We start from the raw sequence: 22571 nt of genomic DNA, 5'->3' as shown, positions 1-22571 counted from the left end.
CTTGACGAACGACGAATCGTCGGTAGGCATCCGCGACCTCAATGTCGCAACGCCCCCATCCGGGCAAGGGGAGGTGCCTCCGATGCGGTTCGAACGCCCGGAGCGGCCCCGAGGACCCTGGCACGACGCACCCGGGATCGAGCCCGGATTCACACTCGTCAATCCGGCTTGCCGGCCGGGCGAGGCGTCGCCCCCGCCCTGGTACGGAATGGCCGACCGAAGACAGCGAACAGCTTCGGGCTGTCAGATTAGGATTGCGGATCGAGTGACACTCGATCGAGGGGAGGCCGATGGCCTTGAAGCGGTCGTGGCCGACGATGCGGCCGGGCGGACCCGGCACCGGCCCGGCAGTCGAGGGTCTCGGCCCCGGCCCGCGACCGGCGAGGCATCGTGGTGGGAGGCGGCATCCCGGGATTCGGGGGTTGAACGCCATCATCTGCGAATAACGCAGACACCGGCAGCCGTCGTGCGTCCGGGAGGAAGGGCGACCCATCATGCCCATGTGGGCCGTGGCGAGGCGGGTCGACTGCCGGCCGAGCCCGTCGGCGAACAACGCGTCGCGGCGCCCTGCCTTGCCGAGGCAGTCGGCCCGCCACGAGTCGGATGCGATCCGACCCCGGCCTCCCCAGCTCGCATCGGCGGGACGGCATCCCGATCGGGCCGGTTGCCTGCTATGATCCTGGGGACGGGGGGGAGCGGGGCCCCCTGTCCTCCCCTCCCACCTGGGCCGAGGCTTCCCCGCACGCCGGGAACGCATCAACGGAGTCCGCATCTTGTCCGATCGTCCCGACTCCACCGAGACCGAGGCCCTCCCCCCGGCCGAATCCCTCCCCGACGCGCCCGATCCCAAGGCGGAATACCTCCGACGGCGAGACGCCCGGCGCTCCGAGGCTGATCTTCTGTCGGCCCGGCATCGGGCGATCGCCGACGCGAGGCTCGGCGTCTCGGCCGTCGCGCTGGCGATCACCGGGTTGGCCTTCGGCCTGGGGTGGATGTCGGGCTGGTGGCTGATCGCCCCGGCGGTGGTCTTCGCCGGGCTGGTGGTGGCCTACGATGCCGTCGGCCGGGTCCTCCGGAGGGCCGGACGCCGGGTCGCCTTCTACGAGGCCGGGCTGGACCGGATGGAAGACCGATGGGCCGGCCGGGGGGACTCCGGGGGCCGCTTCCTCACGCCCGACCACCCCTTCGACGCCGACCTCGACCTCTTCGGCACCGGCTCGGTCTTCGAGCGGCTCTGCACCGCCCGCACCGGCTCCGGCACGGCCACCCTCGCCGCCTGGCTGCTCCGGCCGGCGTCCCCGGACGAGGTCCGGGCTAGGCACGGGGCGGTCGCCGAGCTGCGGGACCGGCTCGACCTCCGGGAGGACATCGCACTGCTCGGGGACGACATCGAGCGCGGCCTCCATCCCGACGCCCTGATCGCCTGGGGGGAGGCCCCACCGGCCTTCACCTCTCCGGCGATCCGGGGCGTGGTGACGGCCCTGGCGGCCCTGAACCTCGTCGCCCTGGGGGGATGGATCCTCGGCTACGGCCCGGTGCCGATCCTGGCGACGGTGGCCGCGACCCTGCTGGTCAACCGGCTCGTCCGCCGGGATCTCGCCCGGTCGATCGGCGCCATCGACGAGCGGGCCGACGAGCTCCGCCTGCTCGAATCACTGCTGGGGCGGCTGGAGCGGGAGCCGTTCACGTCCCCCCGCCTGCTGGCGGTCCGGGCGCTGGGCGGCCAGGACGGCGAGGCGCCGTCGAGGAGGATCGCCCGGCTGGCCCGGCTGGTGACCCTGCTGGACTTCCGCCGCAACCAGCTGTTCGCCCCGATCGCGTTCCTGACGCTCTGGACCGTGCACCTGGGCCTGGCCGTGGAGCGATGGCGAGGTCGATCGGGCCCGTCCATCGGGCGCTGGCTCGACGCCGTCGGCCAGTTCGAGGCGCTCTGCGCCCTGGCCTCGTACGCATTCGAGCGCCCCGACGACCGGCTCCCGGAACTCGTCCCGGAGGCGGGAGGCCCGCTGCTCGACGCGAGATCGATCGGGCATCCGCTGATCCCCGCGCACCAGGTGGTGCGCAACGACGTCACCCTCGGCGGGCCCGACGGGCCGAGGGTGCTGCTGGTCAGCGGGTCGAACATGTCGGGCAAGAGCACGATGTTGCGATCGGTCGGGGTGAACGTCGTGCTCGCCCTGGCCGGGGCCCCGGTCCGGGCCGATTCGCTCCGGCTCTCGCCGCTCCAGCTCGGGGCCACGCTCCGGGTGCAGGACTCGCTCCAGGCGGGCCGGTCGCGGTTCTATGCGGAGATCACCCGGCTCCGGACGCTCGTCGACCTCGCCGCCTCGCCCCCCCCCCTGCTCTTCCTGCTGGACGAGATCCTGCACGGCACCAACTCGCACGACCGCCGGTCGGGCGCCGAGGGGGTGGTCAAGGGCCTGCTCGACCGCGGCTCGATCGGCCTGGTGACGACGCACGACCTCGCCCTCGCCGAGATCGTCGTCGGGCTCGGCCACCCCGCCGCCAACGTCCACTTCGAGGACCACCTCGAAGACGGGCAAATCCGGTTCGACTACGTCATGAGGCCGGGGGTGGTCCGCAAGAGCAACGCCCTGGAGCTGATGAGGGCCATCGGGCTGGACGTGTGATCGGGGAGGGGCATGCCGGATGACGGATCGAGCCGGGGATCGGCCCCCGCCCCCGGCTCATCAACCCCTCATCGGCTCCCTCCCCCACCGGAGCGATCCGGGCCGACGCTCCCGTCGCCGGTGGGCAGGTGCATGAAGGTCCCGGAGCCGGTGGCGATGAGGGCGCCTCGGTCGGTGCGGAGTTCGGACCGGACGACCGCCGAACGTCGCCCGTTGTGCTGGATCTCGCCGTCGGCGATCAGGGTGTCGCCGACCCGGGCGGGTCGGATGAAGTGGACGTTGAGCTGGACCGTCACGAGGTGGTGACCGGCCGGGGAGCCGGTGAAGGCGGCCCGCCCCATGAACGAATCGAGCATGGCCGCCGCGACGCCGCCGTGCATCAGGCCGAGGCTCCTCAGGTGTTGCTCCCCCACCCGGAGCGACACCCTCCCCGGCCCCCCCGGCCGGGCGGGGGGGAGGGGGACCATGCCCAGCAGCTCCCAGAATCCGCCGTCGGAGACGTCGGCCGGGACCCCCGGGGTCGGGGGCGTTGGGGCTTCGGGTCGCTCCATAGGGGACGGTCCTCGGGGACGGGGGATCGGGGCGATTGACCGCATTTTACGGCAGTCGCGGCGAGAATGGGACGCCGGCCTTGGGCCCGATCGCCCGGGGCTCGGCACGCCGGCGTGGCGGGAGCGCCGGACGCGAGCGGGCACGGCACTCCCTCGCTTCTCGTCCCCCGAATTGGGACAATGGGGATCGACTGGAATCGCCTCCCGGCCGGACACGATCCGGCCGGTCGCCCTGCCCGGGGATCGATCATGACCCGATGCCTCGCCCTGTTGACCCTGGTCGCCTCGACCATGCTCATCCCCGAGCCGACTCGGGCGGCCGACGGCCTGCCCATGGGGGATCCCAAGCAACTCGGGTTCGATCCCGAGTCGCTCGACGGGATCGAGCAGGCGATCCGGCGGCTGGTCGATGACGGCCAGCTCGCCGGCGGGTCGGCGCTCATCGCCCGGAACGGGCGGCGGGCGTATCAGGTTTCCGTCGGCCTGGCCGATCGGGAAGCCGGGCGGCCCATGGCCGAGGACACGATCGTCCGGATCGCCTCGATGACCAAGCCGATCACCTCGGCGGCGGCCATGATCCTCGTCGACGACGGCAAGATCGCCCTGGATGACCCCCTCTCGAAGTACCTGCCCGAGTTCGCCCACCTCACCGTGATCAAGGTCAAGGACGAGGGCGAATCCTCCGAGGACACGCCCCCCTTCGAGATCGCCCCGGCCGAGGGGGAGATCACGATCAGGCAATTGCTGACGCACACCTCGGGCCTCTCCTACCGATTCGCCGGCAAGCCGCACCTGGCCGAGATGTACGCCCGGGCGGGGGTCTCCGACGGGCTCTCCGAGACCCCCGGCTCGATCGGCGACAACGCCTGGCGGATCGCCCAGGTCCCCCTGCTGCACCACCCCGGGACGGCCTGGGAATACAGCCTGTCGACCGACGTGCTCGGCCGGGTGGTCGAGGTCGCCTCGGGCCAGTCGCTCGACACGTTCTTCCGCTCCCGGATCTTCGACCCCCTGGGCATGGACGACACCTACTTCGTCCTCCCCGAGGAGAAGCGCGATCGCCTCGCCGCCGTCTACGAGCCGGACGAGGACGGCGGCATCCGACCGCTCGACTCCCGTCCCGAGCAGCACGGGCCGCTCGTCTACTCGGCGTCCTACCCCACCTGGGACGACGGGGCCTATTATTCCGGCGGCGCGGGGCTCGTCTCGACCCTGGGGGACTACGCCCGGTTCCTCCAGATGCTCCTGAACGAGGGGGAGCTGGATGGCGTCCGCGTGCTCGAGCCCGGCACGGTCGCGGCGATGACCACCGACCAGGTCGGCGACCTGGAGCCCCCGGACTGGGGCCACGGCCGGGGCTTCGGCTTCGGCTTCGGCGTCGCCACCAGGGAGGGCGAAGCCCCCTGGGCGGTCGGTTCCTATTCCTGGGGAGGCTTCTTCAACACGTATTTCTGGGTCGACCCCCGGAATGAGCTTGTCGGCGTCGTGTTCTCCCAGAAGTACCCCTCCGAGGGCGCCGGCCTCTCGCAAGACGTCCTCCGGATCACTTACGAGGCCCTGGCCGACTGAGCCGGGCCGACACGGACCGCCCCGGCCACGGCCCGACCCGCCGACGACCGGGCGGTCGCACCGAACCGAACGGAAAGGATCTTCGCATGTTCGAGCTCATCAAGCGGGCCATGTTCACCGGCGTCGGACTCGCCTCGATGACCCGGGACAAGGTCGAGGAGCTGGCCAAGGAGGTCTCCCGGCAGGCCGACCTGTCCGAGGCCGAGGCCGCCAAGTTCCAGGCCGAGCTGGAGAAGCGGGCCGCCTCGGCGCAGGAGGATCTGCAGAAGCAGATCGACCAACGCGTCGAGATGGTCACCCAGCGGCTCGGCATCGGCCGGGCCGAGGACGTGGCCGCGCTCTCGGCGAAGGTCGCCGCCCTCTCCGCCCGGATCGAGGCGCTGGAGGAGAAGCAGGGAGGCGCTCGCCACATCATCACCGAGGCGCACGGCTGATCGACTCGATGCCACCCGACCCGCCCGGCCCCGACCCGGCCCCGGCCCTGGCCCGGCTCGACCCCGCCTCCCCCCGCTTCGCGACGGAGGCGGTCGACCTGCTCCTGGACGCCTCCCGGCGAGCGGGGGCGAGCGACCTGCACCTCCAGCCCGGGCCCGAGGGGCTCGCCGCCCGATGCCGGATCGACGGCGTCCTCCAGCCCCTCGCGGTCCTGCCCGGGGAGCTGGCCCCCAACGTGGTGGCCCGCCTGAAGGTGCTGGCCGACCTGCTCACCTACCGCACCGACGTGCCCCAGGAGGGCCGCATCCGGTCCTCCCCCGGCCGGCCCGAGACCCGGGTCAGCACCTTCCCCACGCTCCACGGCGAGCGGGCCGTCGTCCGCCTCTTCGCCGACCCCGGCCGCCTGCTCGACCTCGACGACCTCGGCCTCGGCCCCGGCCTCCTCGATCCCCTCCGGGTCGCACTGGCCGAGGCCTCCGGCCTGATCGTCCTCTGCGGCCCGGCCGGCAGCGGCAAGACGACGACGCTCTATGCCTCCCTCCACGCCCTGGCCTCCAGCTCCGGGGGCCACCGCTGCATCGCCACCCTGGAAGACCCGATCGAGGCCGCCGTGCCGGGGGTCGTCCAGTCCCAGGTCAACCCGTCGGCCGGGTTCTCGCTGGAATCGGGCCTGCGGTCCCTGCTGCGCCAGGACCCGGAGGTGATCGCCGTCGGCGAGATCCGGGACCCCGCCACCGCCGAGGTCGCCTTCCAGGCCGCCCTGACCGGCCACCTCGTGCTGACCACCTTCCACGCCGGCTCCGCCGCCGGGGCCGTCGGCCGCCTCTCCGACATGGGGATCGAGCCGTATCTGCTCCGGAGCGGCGTCCGGGCCATCCTCTCCCAGCGCCTCGTCCGACTGCTCTGCGACTCCTGCGCCCGGCCGATCCGCTCGGCCGACGACCCCGCCCTGCTCGGCCTGCCGGTCGGACGTTGCCGGGCCCCCGTGGGGTGCGACCGATGCCGGGGGGCCGGATACCTCGGCCGCACCCCGGTGGCCGAGCTCCTCGTCCCCGGCCGGGGTCCCGTCGCCCGCGCCGTGCTCTCGCGGGCCGACGTGGACCGGATCGAGTCGGCCGCCGTCGCCTCCGGGATGGTCCCGCTCTGGGACCACGCCCGATCCTTCGCCTCGTCCGGCCTGACCAGCCCCGCCGAGATCCGTCGCGTCTTCGGGCTCGTTCACCACCCGGCCCCCGAAGGACCGGCGTCGGATCCCCGAGTCGAGGCGATAACCGAAGGCGGCGACGCGAATTCTCGGCCCCGGTGACTCCCCCCTCGACATCCTGTGACACTTGTCGTAGAATCCCTGCGATGACGTTCGGGGGGCGTGAGCCGGAGCATCACCGACGATGGCGATCGGGGGCGGGGCGGGTCGACTGGCGTTGGAAGACCTCATCGCGTTGAACGACGAGATCGCCGCGCTCGTCCGCGCCGGGGTTCCGCTGGAGCGGGGGCTGGTGGGGACCGGGCGCGACCTGAGGGGGCGGCTCGGGAAGGTGGCCGATGCGGTCGGCCGGCGGATGGAGGCCGAGGGTTGCTCACTGGGGGAGGCGCTGGAGGCCGAAGCGGGGGGACTGCCGGAGCTGTATCGCGCGGCGGTCGCCGCCGGGATCCGGTCCGGACGGCTGCCGGCGGCGCTGGAAGGGCTGTCCACCTTCGCCCGGTCGCTCGCCGACCTGAGGAGGGCGATCGGCCTGGCGCTGATCTACCCGGCGATCGTCCTGGTGTTCGCCTTCGGCCTGTTCCTCACCTTCGTGGTGGTGCTGGCCCCCGGGATCGACGAGGCGTTCGCCTCCCTCGGGGCGCCGCCCGGGGCGGCGGCCCGGCTCGCCCGGCTGGGCGAGTCGGCGGCGATCTGGGGTCCGATCGCGATGGGGGTCATCGCGCTCGGGTTCGTCGCCTGGGTTCGATCGGGCCGGGCCTCGATGATCGGCGAGTTCGGCCCCATCCGGTGGATCCCCGGCATGCGAGGGCTGGTCGACCAGGCCCGGGGCGGGATGCTCGCCGAGTTGCTGGCGATCCTGATCGAGAACCGGGTCCCCCTGCCCGACGCCCTGTCGCTCGCCTCCCGGGCCGTCGGCGACGAACGCCTCCGGGCGCTCGCCGATCACGCCGCCGAGTCCGCCCGTCTCGGGGGATCCCCGGGGACTGCCCCGCCCCCCGAGTTGGGACGGTCTTTCCCGCCGATGCTCCGCTGGGCGCTGCTGGGCGGGCATGCCCGGGGAGACCTCCCCGAGTCGCTCCGATTGGCCGCCCGGACCTACCGGGAGCGGGCGGCCGCGCGGGCCGACCTCATCCGGCTGGTCGTCCCCACGGCGCTGCTCGTCGTCCTCGGCGGGGGGGCGGTCCTGCTCTACGGCCTGACCCTGTTCGTCCCGTTCTCGCAGCTCCTCCGGGGCGTCTCGCTCTGAACCGCTCGGGGACGCGCCCCGGGATCGGACCTCGGGCGGATGCCGCCGCAGCTCGACCCAATCCCTCCTGGAGCCCGACGGATGTCCGACCACCCCGCCGACGCCGGCCGGTCGCCCGACCGACCGCCCCCGACCGGGGCCGTCGCGCGGGAGCGGTCGGATCGAGCCCCAAGCATAAACGACCGCGACGCGGCCGAGTTCGCCCGGCTGATCGGCGGGGCCGCCTCGGGGGGCCTCGCGCTGCCGACCGCGTTGCGGGCGCTGGCCGAGGAGGCGGAATCGGCCCGGGTCCGTCGCGGGCTGCTCCGGCTCGCCGATCGGGTCGAGGATGGGGAGACGCTCGGCAAGGCCCTGGAGGGGGACGGGGGCGCGATCCCCGACCACCTCGTGGGCATCGCCCGGGCCGCCGAGCGCTCGGGGCGGGTCGCCGAGGTGCTCTCGGAGGCGAATCGATTCGATCGGATCAGCGCCGAAATGTACAGACGAATGCTGATCCGTCTCAGCTACCCGACCCTGCTGCTTTGCGTCTTCTTCGGGGTGTTCCAGCTGATCGCCATCTTCGTCATCGAGGATTACGCGGCGATCTACCGCGACTTCGGCGTCGACCTCCCCCTGCTGAGCATCTGGCTGGTGGGCGCCTCCGAGGTGCTGACCCGGGCCGGGTGGGCGATCCCGGCGGCGATCGCCCTGGCGGGCGTGATGATCTGGCTGGCCGCGCTGGGCAGCACGAGGAGCAACCGGAGGCGGGTCGCCAGCGGCATCCCGGTGATCGGGTCGCTCTGGCGGAACGCGGCGATGGCCGAGTTCGCCGGCCTGCTGGCCCTGCTGGTCGAGTGCCGGTTGCCGATGCCGGAGGCGCTTCGGCTCTCGAGCAAGGGGGTGCGGGACTCGGACCTGATCGTCGCCTGCTCCGGGGCGGCCTGGGAGGTCGAGCGTGGGCGGTCGCTGGCCGAGGCCAGCCGGCAGTTCCGCCTCTTTCCCCGGGGCTTCGACCGGCTGCTGGCCTGGTCGGAGGCCAACGGCGATCTGCCCGGGGCGCTCCGGATGGCGGCCGAGATCTACCGGGCCCGGGACCGCTCCCAGGCGGTCCTCGTGGGCATCTTCGCCACCGCCGTGGCGGTGTCGCTCGTGCTGTTCGGCGTGATCCTGATCGTGCTGGGCCTCCACCTCCCGTTGGTGAAGCTGATCTCCCAGCTCTCCGGCGGGCCGTTCCTCTTCTGGTGATCCCGTGATTAACGCGACGTCGCAGGACGAGTCGGGGCCCGAGAAGGCGCCCCCGGTCCCGGGCCGTCCCCTGCCGGCCCGGGGGCGCTTCGGCCTGAGGGCCACGATGGTGTTCGTAGCGGCGGCCGCCATCGTGGCCCGGCTGGCGGCCATGACCGGGCTGGGTTTCATCATCTTCCTCCTGATCATCTTCGTCCTCGCCGCGATCGCCGGGGCGATCGCCCTGGCCGTCCGGGGGCGGTCGGCGAGGATGGAGCCGATGCTCTGGGTGGTCGCCGGCGCCGTCGAACGCGGCCTCCCCCTGGAGGCGGGCATCGAGGCTTGCGGGGCCCTCGGTGGCGGGAAGATGAGGGCGAAGTCCCTGGCGATCGTCCGGCTGATGGAGCAGGGCATGCCGCTGGCCGAGGCCTTCACCCGGATACCGGGCGCCTTCCCCCGATCGGGGCTGATCTTCCTCCGCATGGGGTGGGACGGTCCCCGCCTGGGGGCCGCCCTGCGCGAGCTGACCAGACGCCGGGCCGAGTGGCGGCCGTTCCACTCGTCGATGGCGATGCGGCTGGCCTACCTCGCCTGGACGATCGTCGTCGTCCAGCTGGTCGCCGGGTTCCTGCTCTACTGGGTCGCGCCGCAACTGGAGGCGATCTTCATCGACTTCGGCGTCCCCCTCCCGGCGGTGAGCCGCTGGGTCTTCTCAGGCCTCGGCTCGCTGCCGATCCCCGTAGGGCCCCTCTATCTCGCCGTCGTGCTGCTGCAACTGGTGGCGATGCCGATGCTGACACTCGCCTTCCTCGACCCGATCGAGTGGGGCCTCTGGCCGGTCGACCGGCTCCTGCTCAAGCGGCACGGTGCGACCGTACTTCGGGCCCTCTGCGGCGAGGTCTCGCTCGGCCGGCCGATGCCCGAGGCGCTCGCACGGGTCGCCTCGGCCCACCCCAGCCGGCTCGTCCGGCGCAGGGTCCGGAAGGCGGGGGCCCGGGTCGACCGGGGAGAGCCGTGGGCGCGTTCGCTCTCCGCGGTCGGCCTGATCCGTCGCACCGACGCCGCCGTGCTGGATGCCGCCGGGAGGGCCGGCAACCTCTCCTGGGCCCTCGGCGAGCTGGCCGACGGCCTGGACCGCCGCTCCGGCCGCCGGCTGCTCGCCTGGACCCAGTTCCTGTTCCCGATCGCGGTGATGGCCGTCGCCGTGCCGGTCGTGCTGATCGCCCTCGGCTTCTTCCTGCCGCTCGTCACGCTCATCCGGAGCCTCGCATCATGATCGGGCGACGACCGCCGATCCCGGCCCCCGCCCGACGGGTGCCTCGCCGGGGCTTCGGCCTCATCGAGGGGACGGTCGCCGTCCTCCTGCTGGTCGTGGCCCTGGGCACGACCGTCAAGGCCCTCTCGTGGGTCGCCCGCCAACGCCTCGCGCTCGACCGCCGGGCCGTCGCCCTTCGAGAGGCCGAGAACCTGCTCGACCGCCTCACCTCCGGGGATCCGTCGCCTCCATCCCTCTCCCCCGGGGCCGGGGCGTCCCTGCCCGACGGCTCGGTCGAGGTCGATCGCCGAGTCGAGTCGCTCGACGGCGTGGAACTGGAGCGGATCACCGTGATCGTCCGCTATCGAGGCCGCGCCGGGGAGGCGGCGGCGCCGGAACGATTGACCACCTGGGTCGCGCCGACCCCGACCGACCCGGGGGAGGGCGACCGATGATCACCGGGCGATGCCCCCCTTCCCGACGCCGTCGCGGGATGACCACGCTCATCGAGGTCCTCGCCGCGATGACCGTGTCGTCCGTGCTGCTGGCCACGACCGCGACGGTGATCACGCTGGTGTTCCGCCTCGACCGACTCGGCCGGGACGAGCTGACCGCCTCGATCGCCGAGGGGCGGCTCGCGGCCGACCTCCGGGCCGACGTCCGCTCCTCCGGCGACCTCGGCCTCGCCCCCGAGGGCCCCTCGGACGCACTGCAACTGCTCGGCCCCGGGGGTCGATCCATTTCGTACCGGTCCGAGGGGGACGACCTGATCCGGGTCCGACGCGACGGCGAGGGTGCCGACCGGCTCGAACGATACCGGCTCCTCCCCGGCACGACGGCCCGGTGGGAGGTCCTCGGCGACGGGCCGTCGCGACGGGTGGCACTCGAACTCGACAGCCCGAAGGCCCCGAAGACGGAGGGGGCGGGCCGTCGGCTCCTCCGGATCGAGGCGACCCTGGGCCGGGACCGCCGCTTCGAGGGGGACGACTCATGAGGCGACATCGATCCGATCGTCGGCGGGGGGGGGCTGCCCTGGTGGCCCTGGTCTGCCTGAGCCTGATCGCGATGGTCGTGGCCGGGCTGCTCCGGCTCGGCGCCTCCCGGGCGGCGGGGCTCGATGCCGTCGCCCGGCGTGCCCAGGCCGACTGGCTAGTCGAGGCCGGCCTGGAACGGGCCGCCCTCCGGGTGTCCCGGGACCCGGATTACGGGGGGGAGACCTGGGACCTCCCGGCCGAGGCCCTCGGGGGCCGTGCGGGCTCGGTGGTGATCGAGGTCGAGCGAGGCGAAGGGGGAGCCTCGGGACCTCGGGTCGTCCGGGTCCGGGCCGACTACCCGAGCGACGGCGACCCGAGCCGTCGCGTACGACGCACGAAGGTCTTCCAGGTCCGGCCGATCGCCGGCATCGGAGGGGGGGATTCATGAGGACGCGACATCGATCAACGACGGGCTTCACGCTGATCGAGCTGCTGGTGGTCATCGCGATCATCGGCGTGCTGATCGCCCTGCTGCTGCCCGCCGTGCAGAGCGCCCGCGAGGCCGCGAGGCGGGTGCAATGCGTGAACAACCTGACGCAATTGACCCTGGCGGTGCAGAACTACGCCTCGGCCCACGAAGTCCTGCCGCCCGGGGTCGTCGACGACCCCGGGACCGGCCCGGTGCCCGACCTGCCGATCGGGCTCCACTACGGCTGGATCACCCAGATCCTGCCGTTCGTGGAGGAGCGGAACGCCTTCAACAAGTTGAACTTCGACACCGGCCTCTATGCCCCGGCCAACGACACGATCCGGAGCGTGACCAACAACCTCTACGTCTGCCCGTCCAATTCCCGGTTCCCGGGCGGCCTGGGGCAGTCGGACTATGCCGGATGCCACCACGACGTCGAGGCGCCGATCGACGACGATAACCACGGCGTCTTCTTCCTCAACAGCGCCATCCGCCCCGACGACATCCCGGACGGGACCTCGAACACCATTTTCATCGGCGAGTATCGGGTCTCCCCCGCGACGCCACCCCCGCTCGGTTGGGCCTCAGGGACCCGGGCGACGCTCCGGAACACCGGGGGCCCGCCCAACGGGGCGGGCGGCCCGGGGGTCGTCCCGCTCGGCGATGCGGGGCTGGAGGGGGAGGCGACCCCGGCCCCGATCGACCCGGACGCCCCCATCCCCCCGGCCTCGCTCTATGTCGGGAATTTCAGCAGCAGCCACCCGGGGGGTGCGAACTTCGCCTTCGGCGACGGCTCGGTCCGCTTCATCAAGAGCACCATCAAGCCGACCATCTTCCAGTACCTCGGCCATCGGGCCGACGGCGAGGTGCTCGATGACAACGAGTTCTGAGCCCGGGACGCCTCCGGGGGATCGGGGCCGGACGGGACACCGGCCCCGATCCCGCATCCCCCGGGGCGGGTGCAAACGGGGAGGACGGCGGGGTCGACGTGACGGGGGGGCCGTCACCGTCCTCCGACGATCTCCCGCATCGCGTCCAAAAGGCGGTCGATCTGCTCGTCGGTCCCCACGGTGATCCGCAGGCCCGCGGGGCGGCCGGGATATCGCATCAGCCGGACCAGGATATCTCGCCCCTTCAGCGATTCGTAGATCTCCTCCGCCGGGGGGCCCCCCTCGCACCAGACGAAGTTGGCGTGGCTCTCCGGCACGGTGTAGCCGAGCGACCGGGCCGCCTCGGCCAGGCGGGCCCGGGTCGCGAGGATCCGATCGCGGACGGATCGGGTGTAGTCCTCGTCGTCCAGGGCCGCCGAGCCGCCGAGCAGGCTGAGCATGTCGCAGTTGTACGAGTCCTTCACCTTGAGCAGGCCGTCGATCAGCCCCGGCCGGGCGATCAGATAGCCGATCCGGAGGCCGGCGAGGCTCAGGCCCTTGCTCAAGGTCCGGGTGACGACCACGTTCTCCAGCTCCGAGACGAGCCGGATGCAATCCTCCCCCGCGAAGTCGCCATAGGCCTCGTCGACCACGAGCGGGCAGTCGATCCGGCGGGCGAGCTCGGCCACGGCCCCCGGCGGGATCGCCGTGCCGGACGGGCTGTTCGGATTCGCCAGGAAGGCGAGCCTGGCGCCCGAGGCGGCGAGGTCGTCGGGGTCGATTGTCCAGTCGGGCCGGAACAGGACCTCCACGGCCCGGGCCCCCTGGATCTCCGCGAGGGTGCGATAGAGGACGTAGCTGGGCGTCGGGTACGCGAGCACGTCCCCCGGCCCCACGAAGGCCCGGGTCAGGATCGTCAGGCAGTCGTCCGAGCCATTCCCGGCGAGGACCATCTCAGGGGAGACGCCGTGCCGCCTCGCGACCGCCTCCCGGAACCTCAGGGCGGTGGGGTCGGGGTAGAGCCTCAGCCTCCCGTCTCCCAGGGCCGCCCCGATCGCCTCGGCGACCTTCGCCGAGGGCGGATACGGGTTTTCATTCGTGTTCAGCTTGATGATCCGGGCCGGGTCACGGGGCTGCTCTCCCGGGACGTAGCCGGTCATGCGTTCGACGTGGGGAAGCAGGGGGGGCGTGCTCATCCTTCGATTGCCCTCGCGGTCGAACGGGTGCGGGGTCTCGGCCGCCGGTCGGGGTCCGGGGCCGGGCAGGAGTCGGGGAATGAGGAGGGGCGACGGCCCCCGGGCGGCCCGTGCCGGGGCATGGGGGGGGCCGAGACGGGCCGCCCCGGGGACGACGGCCGACCGGCCGTGGTCATCCGCCGCGATCCTCGGGGGCGAATTCCGCCAGCCTGAGGAGCGGCCCGTCGTCGACCCGGTAGACCGTCCAGTCGTCCATCGGCCGGGCGCCGAGCGACCGGTAGAAGCCGATCGCGGGTTCGTTCCAGTCGAGCACGGACCATTCCAGCCGGCCGCAGCCGCGATCGACGGCCAGCCTCGCCACGGAGGCGAGCAGCGCCTTGCCGATCCCCCGCCCCCGGTGGGTCGGCCGGACGAACAGGTCCTCGAGATGCACCCCCGGCTGGCCGCGGAAGGTCGAGAAGGTGTGGAAGAAGAGGGCGAAGCCGATCGGTCCGCCGTCCCATTCGGCGATCAGCGCCTCGGCGAAGGGCCGGGGGCCGAACAGGGAGCGGCGGATCTCCTCGCCGCCGGCCCGGGCCTGGTCGAGCAAGCGTTCGTAGTCGGCCAGTTCCCGGATCAGCCGGGCGATCGTCTCGGAATCCTCGGCTCGAGCGGGTCGAATCGTCGCGGTCATGTTCGTCCGGGGGAGGGTCTCGGGGCGGGGCCGGGGCCGTGACTCGGTGCCCGGCCCTCGACCGATGATTATACGCGCGGGCCCGGCCCGGCCGCGAGGTCGGCCGACCACCCCGCACCAATCCGGAGCCCCCCGGACTCGACGAGGTTCAGTCTCCCGCCGTACCGCCCCCGTCACCCCCCCCGGCCGGGGCGATCGAGCGTGAGGCCGCGACGGTCCGGCGATCCAAGGCGACCCGGACCTCGTCGGGGTCGAATTCGGATCCGAGTTCGCAGAGCACCCAGCCCTCCCCCGATCGGAGGGTCGGCAGCTCGTCCCCCGGCGTCGGCGGGGGGGGCGTTACGGTGCCGGCCGGCGTCTCGACGACCGCGAACCGCCCCGAGCCGCCTTCCGGGCCGACCCCCGGGTGCCGGACGAACAACCGGGTCGGGCCCGATCGGGTCCCGTCCGGCCCGACCCTCCAGAGCAGCACATAGCCGGACTCGCGCCCCAGGCAGGCGTCTCGGACCACGAACGCCCCGTCGGCCGGGAGGTCGACGCCCGCCGATCGTTCCCGGACGGCGAGAGAGCCCCGATCGAGATGCATGGCGTAGAAGAACCTGCCGAATGGCTCGTCGTGCCAGTTGAGGTAGGCATTCGTCATCAGCAGGGTGGCCCCCTCCGGGATCTCCTCCATCAGGCCGGCACGCAGGGCGGCCTCGATGTTGACCCGGGGGAAGTGGCCCTCGCCGCACATGCCCGCCGCGACGAGGTTGTACGCCCGGGTGCCGGGGGGGGCGTTCAGGCTGATCGCCACCTCCGCATTCGATCGGTAGGTCAGCCCCGCCACCAGGCCGAACGCCGACGCGGCGACCGCCACCGCCCAGCGGGCCCTCCCCGGCCGGGCGATCACGGCCCGGAGCCCCGTCGCCGACAGCAGGCCGACCCCGAAGCACTGGAGGTAGACCGGCAGGTATCCCTTGCCGAACTCGACCTCGCCCTGATACCGACCGCTGATGGCGATCATCACGCCCGGCAGGATCCCGAGCAGCCCGCCCAGCGCGGCCAGCGTCCACCCCCCACGTCGCCCGCCCCCCCCCCCGACCGGACCCGGGCTCGGCCTCAGGCCGATCGCCGCGGCGACCGTCCCCAGGGCGGCCACCGCCAGCACGTCGTCCCTGGCCAGCCATCGGGCGACCGCCGACGGGCCCCGGAGCCCCCCGAAGAGCCCGGCCGGGTCGGCGAGGAAGGCGCTCAGCGGCATCGCGGCCGAAGTCTGCCGGGCCAGCGCCAGGGCGACCGCCGACGGGCCGAAGTTCATCGCATGGATATACGAGTCACCCGGATGGAGCTTCCGCACCAGCACCGACGCCGAGGCACACAGGAAGGCCATCAGCGCGAACGGCAGCACGCCGAGGATCCGAGCACGCCACCCCGGTCGGCTCGACGCGACCAGGGCGGCGTGGAGCAGGAACAGGGGGTAGGTCACCTCGTACAGCAGCAGGCACGCCAGGTACAGCGCCGCCGAGGCGGCCAGCCAGGCCCTCCCCCTGCCCCTCAGGGCGAGGTCGAGCGCCAGCAGCGACCCGAGCAGCAGGGCCGTCACCACCTGGAGCAGCCCGTGGAAGGAGAGGATCGGGTCGAAGAAGGTCCGGAACTGGAAGAGAAGGGCCGTCGTCGTCGCCGACAGGCTCGCCGACCGCCAGTCGCCGCCGAGCCGCCGGACCACCGCCATCAGCAACGCCAGGTCGGCCAGGCAGCCGATCACGATGAACCACTTATATGAGGCCACGTCCCGGAACAGGCAGAAGGCGGCGTTGTACTGCAACCAGACCAGCGGATAGAACCTCCCCTCCCGGATCGAGCCCCGGATCGCCCCGACGGTCCGGTCGGCGAAGTCCTCCCCGGTGGCCCGCATCATGCCCGGCACCAGCGAGCTGACCACGTCATCGGCCAGGTAGCCGGTCCCGAGGGCCGGGGACAGCAGCGCCGAGGCCAGGGCCAGCGGCACGACGACGCCGATCGCGAGTCGGTACCGGTCACGGTCGGTCGGCATCCCAGCCTCCGGGCTCGGTCGGACGGCTCCCCCGCGACCCGAGTTCTAGCCCCGACCGCCGATCTCCGCAAGGCCAGCCGATCTTGCCCAGGGTGGCCTCATCCCGGAGTGACCAACCGGATTCGCGGGCATGCCGGCGGGCTCCCCGACGCCTCGGGGCACCTCGAACGAACGCGGCCCCCCGTCGGGGCGCCACCGAGGCGAGACTCCGGGGCGCGATCCCCAAGGGCCGCGATCCGAGCGTCCCCCGGATCGGCCCCGGCGTGCCGATCAGGCGAGGATGCCGGGGACGACCCGGCCGAACACGTCGGTCAGGGACTCGTCCCGGCCCTGGTGGAAATAGGTCAGCAGCTCGTGGTCGAGGCCGAGCAGGTGGAGGATCGTCGCGTGCAGGTCGTGGATGTGGACGCGATCCTCGACGGCCTCGAAGCCGAACTCGTCGGTCTGGCCGTAGGCGGTCCCCCCCCTCACGCCGCCGCCGGCCAGCCACATGGTGAACCCGTAGGGGTTGTGGTTGCGGCCCGGCTCCCCCCGGCCCTCGCTGAAGGGCATGCGACCGAACTCGCCGCCCCAGATCACGAGCGTCTCGCCGAGCAGGCCCCGACGTTTCAGGTCGGCCAGCAGGGCGGCGATCGGCCGGTCGACCTCGGCGGCGTGCTTGCCGTGGTTCGACTCGATGCCGGCGTGGGCGTCCCAGGTGTCCTCCAGATGGCCGCCGCCGGAGTAGAGCTGGACGAACCGGACCCCGCGCTCGACCAATCGCCGGGCGATCAGGCAATTGCGCCCGAATTCGTCGGTCGGCTCGACGCCGATCCCGTACTCCCGGAGGGTCCGCGGGGCCTCACCGGAGAGGTATACCGCCTCCGGGGTTGCGGCCTGCATCCGGTAGGCGAGCTCGTAGCTGTCGATCCTCGAGGCCAGTTCCGCCCCTCCCGGGCGGGCGTCGAGGTGCTGCTGGTTCAGCGCGGCGAGCAGGTCGAGCTGATCGCGTTGGGCCTGGCGGTCGAGGTGATCGGGCCCCCGGAGGTCGAGGATCGGATCGCCCGACGGCCGGAACAGCGTGCCGGAGTAGGTGGCCGACATGAACCCGCTCGACCAGTTCGGCTGGCCGCTGATGGGCCCCCCCCGGCGATCGAGCATGACGACGTAGCCGGGGAGATCCTGGTTCTCGGTCCCGAGGCCGTAGACGGCCCAGCTCCCCAGCGAGGGTCGGCCGATGATCGTCTTCCCGGTATTCATCGCGACGAGCGCCGACCCGTGGGCGTGGCTGTCCGTGTGGCAGGAGCGGATCACGGCCAGCTCGTCGGCATGTTCCCGGACCATCGGGAAGTAGTCGGAGATCATCAGGCCGCTCAGCCCCCCCGGCCGGAACGGGCGGAAGGCCGGGGTGAGGAAGCCGACCTTCCGGCCCCCGGAGTTGATATACGTCTTGTCCGGGGGCAGGGGCAGGCCGGCGTATCGCGCCAGGGCGGGCTTGTGATCGAACGTGTCGACCTGGCTCGGCCCGCCGTTCATCATCAGGAAGATGACGCTCCGGGCCCTCGGCTCGGAGTGGGGAGGACGGGGGGCCAGCGGGCCAGGGGTGGGCCCGGGGCGGTCGGCCGCCCGGAGGTGGCGGGAGAAGAACCCGTCCCGGGCGAGGAGCGAGGTCAACGCCAGTCCGGCGAAGCCCGCGCCCATCTCCCAGACGAACTCGCGGCGTGACGTCCCGCACGGATATCCCTCGCCTCGCCCCGGCCGAGTCGACATCGCTCCCCCCTCCCCGTCAATCCACGTAGAGGAACTCGTTCGTATTCATCAGGACGTGGCAGAGCGAGGCCATCGCCCACAGCTCGGCATCCGGGCCGTCGGGCCGATCTCGTCGGCGTCGGAGGTGCTCCCGGGCGAGTTCGACCTCGGAATCCCGGGGATCCCGGGCGAGGATCCGTCGCCATGCCCCCCGGATCCGCCCCTCGGTCCCGCCATCGTCGGCGAGGACGCCCCTCGCCGCGGCGGTGCTCTGCTCGTGGACGAAGGCGTTGTTGAGCAGGGTCAGCGCCTGGGGGGGGACGAGCGTCACGTCCCGGCGGCCGCAGGGGAGCGTGGTGTCCATGAAGTCGAAGGTCGTCATCAGCGGGTGGAGCAGGCCGCGCTTGGCGAGGATGTAGACGCTCCTCCGCCGCTGTTCCTCCGCCGGGGACGCCTGATAGGCCCCCCCCTTCATCGACAGCCCCTCCAACGCCTCTCCCGCGATCTCCGGGGCGAAGCTCGGCCCACCGAGTCGATGGCGTTCGAGCCGGCCCCCGGCCAACAGCAGCGCATCACGCAGCGACTCCGCATCCAGGCGGCGACGATCCGCCCGCCACCAGGACCGGTTCGACGGGTCCGCGTCCCGGCATGCCACTCGCCCTTCGGGGGCGGAGGCCTGCTGATACGTCCTCGACAGCACGATCAACCGGTGGAGACGCTTGGTGCTCCATCCCCCCTCGATCAGCTCGGAGGCGAGCCAGTCGAGCAGCTCGGGGTGCGTGGGCGGCTCGCCGGTGAAGCCGAAGTTGTCGGGGGAGCGGACGATCCCCTCCCCGAAATGGTGCTGCCAGATCCGGTTCGCCCAGACCCGGGCCGTCAGCGGGTTGGCCGGGTCGACGATCCATCGGGCCAGTTGCAGGCGACGATGCGAGGTCCTGGCCCCCTCGGGCGGATCCCGGAAGGGCCGATCGAGCCACTCGACCATCGACGGCGGCCCCGCGCCCACCTCCGGCCCCGGCCGCCCCGGATCCCCCTTCCGCAGCAGGAAGAAGGGAGGGGGCGTCCGGTCCCGATCGGTCCATCCCAGGACGCCCTCGTAGCCGATCGCCTCCGCGGGAGGGCCACCCAGCAATTCCCGGGGACCGGGGGTGACGAAGCCGGCCCAGAAGGCGGCGGCGACCCGGTAATAGTCCTCCTGGCGGATCGGGTCGAACTTGTGGTCGTGGCACCGGGCGCACTTGACCGTCATCCCGAGGAACGCGGTGCTCGAGGCGTGGACGAGGTCCTCGAGCCGCTCATAGGTGTATTCGTCCGGGTCGTTCGGCTCGTCGTTCCAGGTCCCCAGGCGGAGGAATCCGGTCGCGATCGCCGTGCGTTCCGACCGGTCGGGCAGCTCGTCGCCCGCGAGCTGCTCCAGGACGAACCGATCGAAGGGGAGGTCGTCGTTGAAGGCGTCGACCACCCAGTCGCGGTACTTCCAGGCGTCGGGGCGGAGCTGGTCGCGCTCGTACCCGGAGGTCTCGGCGTACCGGGCCACGTCGAGCCAGTGCCGGCCCCAACGCTCGCCGTAATGCGGGGAGGCGAGGAGCCTGTCGACCAGGCGTTCATAGGCGTCCGGCCGGTCGTCGGCCGCGAACGCCTCGACCTGCTCGAAGCTCGGGGGCAATCCGACCAGGTCGACCGAGACACGCCGGATCAGGGTCCGCCGATCGGCCCTCGGCGACGGCTCCCAGCCGTTCGCCTCGAGCCGCTCGAGGATGAAGGAATCGACGGGTGTCGAGACGCGATCGAGGCCCCGGACCGCGGGGATCCCGGGCCGCTCGATGGGCCGGAGCGACCACCAGTCCCGACCGGCCCGGGAATCGGTGGTGCGTTCGAAGCGGTCGAGCGTCCGGCCCTCCGGCCATCCGGCCCCCGCCTCGATCCACCGTCGAAGCTGACCCACCTCCTCCGCCGACAGGGGCCGCGGTTGCCCCTGCTCCGGGTGGGGCATCTCGCCGTCGTCGACGCGGGCGAGCAGGTAACTCCCGTCGGCGTCACCCGGCTCGACGACCGGCCCGGTGACGCCCCCGGCGACCAGGCCCTCCCGGGTGGTCAGGTCGAGCCCGCCGGAGCGTTCTCCGGGGTTGTGGCACTCGACGCAACGGGACAGGAGCACCGGGGCGACCTCCCGCTCGAAGTCGTCGGTCGCCCTCGACTCGATCGAGGTGCCCCCCCAGCCGAGGACGACGGCGAACAGGACGGCCGGGTGCCTTGAGTGGCGTCCCGGGCCGACGGCGGAGTTGCGGGGGTCGATCATGATCGCTGCCGGGGGATCGGGGTGGCGACGCCCTGCCCTTCGGGTCCTCAGGGCCGCACGACCGGCCCGGCCGAGGCAGCCCGGGATCCCGCCCCGGGGGCGGTCGGATCGGATGATCCCGGGCCCCCTCAGCCTACGACCCCACCGGCGCGAGTGGAAGGATCTCCCGCGATCGGATCGGCCGGGGGCGGCGTCGCCCCCGGCCTCATCCCCGGACGCCTCAGCGGCCCTCGCCGGGATCGGCCGGGGGGGTCCGGACGAAGTGGCCGAACCGGGCGTTGGAGGTGTCGACGTCCGGGGTGCCTCGCCAGAGCACCCGGGCCGGCTCGCCGCCCGGCTCGTCGACGTCGGAGACGACGGCCGAGAGCTGGAAGGTCGACCAGTCGGAGTCGGTCCCCTCGTGCGCCTCGGCCAGGGCCGAGCGCAGCAGGGCCAGCTCGACCTCATAACCGCCCTCGACCCTCCGGGCGACGGCCCGGGCCCCCCCGCCGGTCGGCTCTCCCCCGCGGTCCCTCACCTCCAGCCCTTCGGCCGGCTCGCCGTCGGCCGGGGCGGGGATCCGGAACCGATGACCGCCCCGAGCGTATCGGGGGTCGGACATCCGACGATCCATCGGGCGGGGATCCCAGAACACCTCGAAGGCGTCCTCGCCGGGGACGACCGCCTCGTCCCGGATCCGGGCGGCGAGGTAGAGCGTCTCCTCCCCGAGCGCCACGTCGAAGGAGAGGTCGGCGTCACCGGGGCCGTTCCACGACTCGGAGTCCCCCAGGACGACCGGCACCTCGGGCAGCATGTTCCGCAGCTCGCCCCAGTCGTCGAGCCGGCCGTCGAGGGCGATGTCCCGGGCGGCGGGGGCCAGTTCGAAGCCGCGGTCGATCACCACCGGGACGCTCTGCTCGGCCTTCAGCGGGGCCTCGCCGCCCTCGCCTTCGCTGGTGATCGTCGCGGTGAAGACGGTCCCGGCCAGGGCCTCGAAGGGGATGGGCTCGGCGAAGGCGACGCGGACGGCCAGCTCGGCCGTCTCGCCGGGCCCGGCGGCCAGGTCGAGCGTGGCCGGGTCGACGGTCAGCCCCCGGAGGGGGAGGCCCTCGATGCTCCCGCTGACGGAGACGGGCGCGTCGAACTCGTTCGCCAGGCGGACGTCGATGCGCCCCTCGGCCAGCCCCTCCCCCTCGGTGAGCAGGATCGGCGCGACCTGCACGGACGACGCGGTCAGGAATTCGCGGAATCGGCCGATCCCCTGCTCGGTGACCGCGTCGGGGGCGAGAACGCCGTCGAGCAGCAGGTGCGTGACCCGGGGGCCGTCGGCCTCCATCGTCAGCCAGGTGACGTGGTCGAATTCGCCGTAGGGGATCCCCCGCAGCCGGGTGCCGCCGCCGGTGGTGGCGAGGTGGTAGTAATTCATGCCGTTGCGATCATATTGCACGTAGTGGTGGACGTGCCCGGAGAAGACGGTGTGCGGCCGGTCTCCCAGCATGGCCTCCACCCGCTTCCAGTTGGTCGGGTCTGGGTTGCCGGCGGCCATCTCGCGCTCGGCGTAGGTCCAGAGCGGCTTGTGGAAGAACAGCAGGGTCCACCGGGCGTCGGCATTGGCGGCGAGGTCCTCCTCCAGCCAGGCGAGTTGCTCCTCGCCGATGTGCTGCTGCGGGTCCTCGGAGTTGATCGCCACGAAGTGGACGCCCTTGTAGTCGAACGAGTACCACTCCCGGCCGAAGTGCTCCCGCCAGATCCGGTGCATGAGCGGGTTGGTCAGGTCGTGATTCCCGGGGACGAAGAAGAACTTCATCTCCATGCGATCGATGAAGCCGAGGAACTCGTCCCACTGGCGCCCGATCTCGGACTCGTCCTCGGTGTAGCCCTCGATCAGGTCGCCGACGCTGACGACGAACTCCGGCCTCAGCAGGTTGACCTTCTCGACCCCCAGCTCCCAGATGCCGGGGCGGTGGCCTCCCGTGCGGTCGGTCATGATGGCGATGTGGAAGCGGTCCGGGTCGTTGAGGTGGGGCGCCTCGGACCAGGGCCGGGGCCCCTCGATCTCCGGCAGGATCAGGCCGGTCGGGTACCTCGACACGGCGGGGGCGTCGGGCTCGTGTGCGTGGCCGTGGTCGTGGTCATGCGGCCCGTCGTGCGCCCGCGACGCCCGGGGGGGCGAGGCGACGGCCCCGATCAGGGCGACGACGACGGCCACCACCCTCGGCCAATGGGCTCGACTCATGGTTCGGACTCCTCGATGCT

At 72.6% G+C, this 22571-nt stretch carries 18 protein-coding genes; 11 read left to right on the top strand and 7 right to left on the bottom strand.

The features are described 5' to 3' along the window. Positions 1–773: 773 nt before the first annotated feature. A complete protein-coding gene (locus tag ElP_RS04360) occupies positions 774–2630 on the top strand; it encodes a MutS-related protein (RefSeq protein WP_145267468.1) in 1857 nt (618 codons plus the stop codon). Positions 2631–2698: 68 nt separating this feature from the next. Here the strand turns inward: ElP_RS04360 and ElP_RS04355 are convergent, their stop codons facing one another. After that, positions 2699–3181 (bottom strand): PaaI family thioesterase, encoded by a 483-nt coding sequence (locus tag ElP_RS04355; protein ID WP_197446704.1) that lies wholly within the window; start codon positions 3179–3181, stop codon positions 2699–2701. A gap of 249 nt (positions 3182–3430) precedes the next feature. Between ElP_RS04355 and ElP_RS04350 the strand changes: the two genes are divergently transcribed. The 10 genes from ElP_RS04350 (at position 3431) to ElP_RS04305 (ending at position 12426) form a co-directional block, all read left to right on the top strand. After that, entirely contained in the window at positions 3431–4750 is a 1320-nt protein-coding gene (locus tag ElP_RS04350; protein WP_197446703.1) for a serine hydrolase domain-containing protein, read from the top strand. A gap of 86 nt (positions 4751–4836) precedes the next feature. After that, positions 4837–5184: a phasin family protein gene (locus tag ElP_RS04345; RefSeq protein ID WP_145267465.1), complete on the top strand. Its 348-nt coding sequence runs from the start codon at positions 4837–4839 to the stop codon at positions 5182–5184. An 8-nt stretch (positions 5185–5192) separates the two neighbouring features. After that, positions 5193–6491, top strand: a complete 1299-nt coding sequence (locus ElP_RS04340; protein ID WP_145267464.1) for a GspE/PulE family protein — start codon at positions 5193–5195, stop codon at positions 6489–6491. Between the two features lie 82 nt (positions 6492–6573). Continuing rightward, positions 6574–7635, top strand: a complete 1062-nt coding sequence (locus ElP_RS04335) for a type II secretion system F family protein (RefSeq protein WP_145267463.1) — start codon at positions 6574–6576, stop codon at positions 7633–7635. A gap of 81 nt (positions 7636–7716) precedes the next feature. Further along, on the top strand, positions 7717–8859 hold the full coding sequence (locus ElP_RS04330; RefSeq protein ID WP_197446702.1) for a type II secretion system F family protein: 1143 nt from the start codon (positions 7717–7719) through the stop codon (positions 8857–8859). 4 nt (positions 8860–8863) lie between these two features. Further along, positions 8864–10114, top strand: a complete 1251-nt coding sequence (locus ElP_RS04325; RefSeq protein WP_145267461.1) for a type II secretion system F family protein — start codon at positions 8864–8866, stop codon at positions 10112–10114. Continuing rightward, positions 10111–10548 carry a hypothetical protein gene (locus tag ElP_RS04320; RefSeq protein ID WP_145267460.1) on the top strand — a complete coding sequence of 146 codons (438 nt, stop codon included), beginning with the start codon at positions 10111–10113 and terminating at the stop codon, positions 10546–10548. The genes ElP_RS04325 and ElP_RS04320 overlap by 4 nt, the downstream gene beginning before the upstream one ends. A gap of 38 nt (positions 10549–10586) precedes the next feature. Then, a complete protein-coding gene (locus ElP_RS04315) occupies positions 10587–11087 on the top strand; it encodes a PulJ/GspJ family protein (RefSeq protein WP_145267459.1) in 501 nt (166 codons plus the stop codon). Then, on the top strand, positions 11084–11515 hold the full coding sequence (locus ElP_RS04310; protein ID WP_145267458.1) for a hypothetical protein: 432 nt from the start codon (positions 11084–11086) through the stop codon (positions 11513–11515). Before ElP_RS04315 ends, ElP_RS04310 begins: the two co-directional genes overlap by 4 nt. Beyond that, entirely contained in the window at positions 11512–12426 is a 915-nt protein-coding gene (locus ElP_RS04305) for a DUF1559 domain-containing protein (RefSeq protein WP_145267457.1), read from the top strand. The genes ElP_RS04310 and ElP_RS04305 overlap by 4 nt, the downstream gene beginning before the upstream one ends. 113 nt (positions 12427–12539) lie before the next feature. Here ElP_RS04305 and hisC read toward each other — a convergent pair whose 3' ends face one another. The 6 genes from hisC to ElP_RS04275 form a co-directional block, all read right to left on the bottom strand. Continuing rightward, the gene (hisC, locus tag ElP_RS04300) at positions 12540–13601 is read right to left on the bottom strand and encodes a histidinol-phosphate transaminase (protein WP_197446701.1); all 1062 of its coding nucleotides are present in this window, start codon (positions 13599–13601) and stop codon (positions 12540–12542) included. Between the two features lie 172 nt (positions 13602–13773). Continuing rightward, positions 13774–14274: a GNAT family N-acetyltransferase gene (locus ElP_RS04295; RefSeq protein ID WP_145267456.1), complete on the bottom strand. Its 501-nt coding sequence runs from the start codon at positions 14272–14274 to the stop codon at positions 13774–13776. Between the two features lie 148 nt (positions 14275–14422). Then, positions 14423–16309, bottom strand: a complete 1887-nt coding sequence (locus ElP_RS04290; RefSeq protein ID WP_145267455.1) for a hypothetical protein — start codon at positions 16307–16309, stop codon at positions 14423–14425. A gap of 270 nt (positions 16310–16579) precedes the next feature. Beyond that, positions 16580–18058 carry a DUF1501 domain-containing protein gene (locus tag ElP_RS04285; RefSeq protein WP_145267454.1) on the bottom strand — a complete coding sequence of 493 codons (1479 nt, stop codon included), beginning with the start codon at positions 18056–18058 and terminating at the stop codon, positions 16580–16582. Positions 18059–18074: 16 nt separating this feature from the next. Further along, on the bottom strand, positions 18075–20336 hold the full coding sequence (locus tag ElP_RS04280; RefSeq protein ID WP_145267453.1) for a PSD1 and planctomycete cytochrome C domain-containing protein: 2262 nt from the start codon (positions 20334–20336) through the stop codon (positions 18075–18077). A gap of 220 nt (positions 20337–20556) precedes the next feature. Further along, on the bottom strand, positions 20557–22551 hold the full coding sequence (locus ElP_RS04275; protein WP_145267452.1) for a metallophosphoesterase: 1995 nt from the start codon (positions 22549–22551) through the stop codon (positions 20557–20559). Positions 22552–22571: the final 20 nt, after the last annotated feature.

The sequence above is a fragment of the Tautonia plasticadhaerens genome (assembly GCF_007752535.1).
Classification (GTDB): Bacteria; Planctomycetota; Planctomycetia; order Isosphaerales; family Isosphaeraceae; genus Tautonia; species Tautonia plasticadhaerens.
Note: the sequence above shows the minus strand (reverse complement) of the source record. Positions and strands in the feature narration are given on the sequence as shown.

What these genes read in the sequence shown, in the direction of transcription:
- ElP_RS04355 (WP_197446704.1), bottom strand. Translation starts at nt 3,181, where the DNA reads ATGGAGCGACCCGAAGCCCCAACGCCCCCGACCCCGGGGGTCCCGGCC.
- ElP_RS04350 (WP_197446703.1), top strand. Translation starts at nt 3,431, where the DNA reads ATGACCCGATGCCTCGCCCTGTTGACCCTGGTCGCCTCGACCATGCTC.
- ElP_RS04345 (WP_145267465.1), top strand. Translation starts at nt 4,837, where the DNA reads ATGTTCGAGCTCATCAAGCGGGCCATGTTCACCGGCGTCGGACTCGCC.
- ElP_RS04340 (WP_145267464.1), top strand. Translation starts at nt 5,193, where the DNA reads ATGCCACCCGACCCGCCCGGCCCCGACCCGGCCCCGGCCCTGGCCCGG.
- ElP_RS04335 (WP_145267463.1), top strand. Translation starts at nt 6,574, where the DNA reads ATGGCGATCGGGGGCGGGGCGGGTCGACTGGCGTTGGAAGACCTCATC.
- ElP_RS04330 (WP_197446702.1), top strand. Translation starts at nt 7,717, where the DNA reads ATGTCCGACCACCCCGCCGACGCCGGCCGGTCGCCCGACCGACCGCCC.
- ElP_RS04320 (WP_145267460.1), top strand. Translation starts at nt 10,111, where the DNA reads ATGATCGGGCGACGACCGCCGATCCCGGCCCCCGCCCGACGGGTGCCT.
- ElP_RS04315 (WP_145267459.1), top strand. Translation starts at nt 10,587, where the DNA reads ATGACCACGCTCATCGAGGTCCTCGCCGCGATGACCGTGTCGTCCGTG.
- ElP_RS04310 (WP_145267458.1), top strand. Translation starts at nt 11,084, where the DNA reads ATGAGGCGACATCGATCCGATCGTCGGCGGGGGGGGGCTGCCCTGGTG.
- ElP_RS04305 (WP_145267457.1), top strand. Translation starts at nt 11,512, where the DNA reads ATGAGGACGCGACATCGATCAACGACGGGCTTCACGCTGATCGAGCTG.
- hisC (WP_197446701.1), bottom strand. Translation starts at nt 13,601, where the DNA reads ATGAGCACGCCCCCCCTGCTTCCCCACGTCGAACGCATGACCGGCTAC.
- ElP_RS04295 (WP_145267456.1), bottom strand. Translation starts at nt 14,274, where the DNA reads ATGACCGCGACGATTCGACCCGCTCGAGCCGAGGATTCCGAGACGATC.
- ElP_RS04290 (WP_145267455.1), bottom strand. Translation starts at nt 16,309, where the DNA reads ATGCCGACCGACCGTGACCGGTACCGACTCGCGATCGGCGTCGTCGTG.
- ElP_RS04285 (WP_145267454.1), bottom strand. Translation starts at nt 18,058, where the DNA reads ATGTCGACTCGGCCGGGGCGAGGCGAGGGATATCCGTGCGGGACGTCA.
- ElP_RS04280 (WP_145267453.1), bottom strand. Translation starts at nt 20,336, where the DNA reads ATGATCGACCCCCGCAACTCCGCCGTCGGCCCGGGACGCCACTCAAGG.
- ElP_RS04275 (WP_145267452.1), bottom strand. Translation starts at nt 22,551, where the DNA reads ATGAGTCGAGCCCATTGGCCGAGGGTGGTGGCCGTCGTCGTCGCCCTG.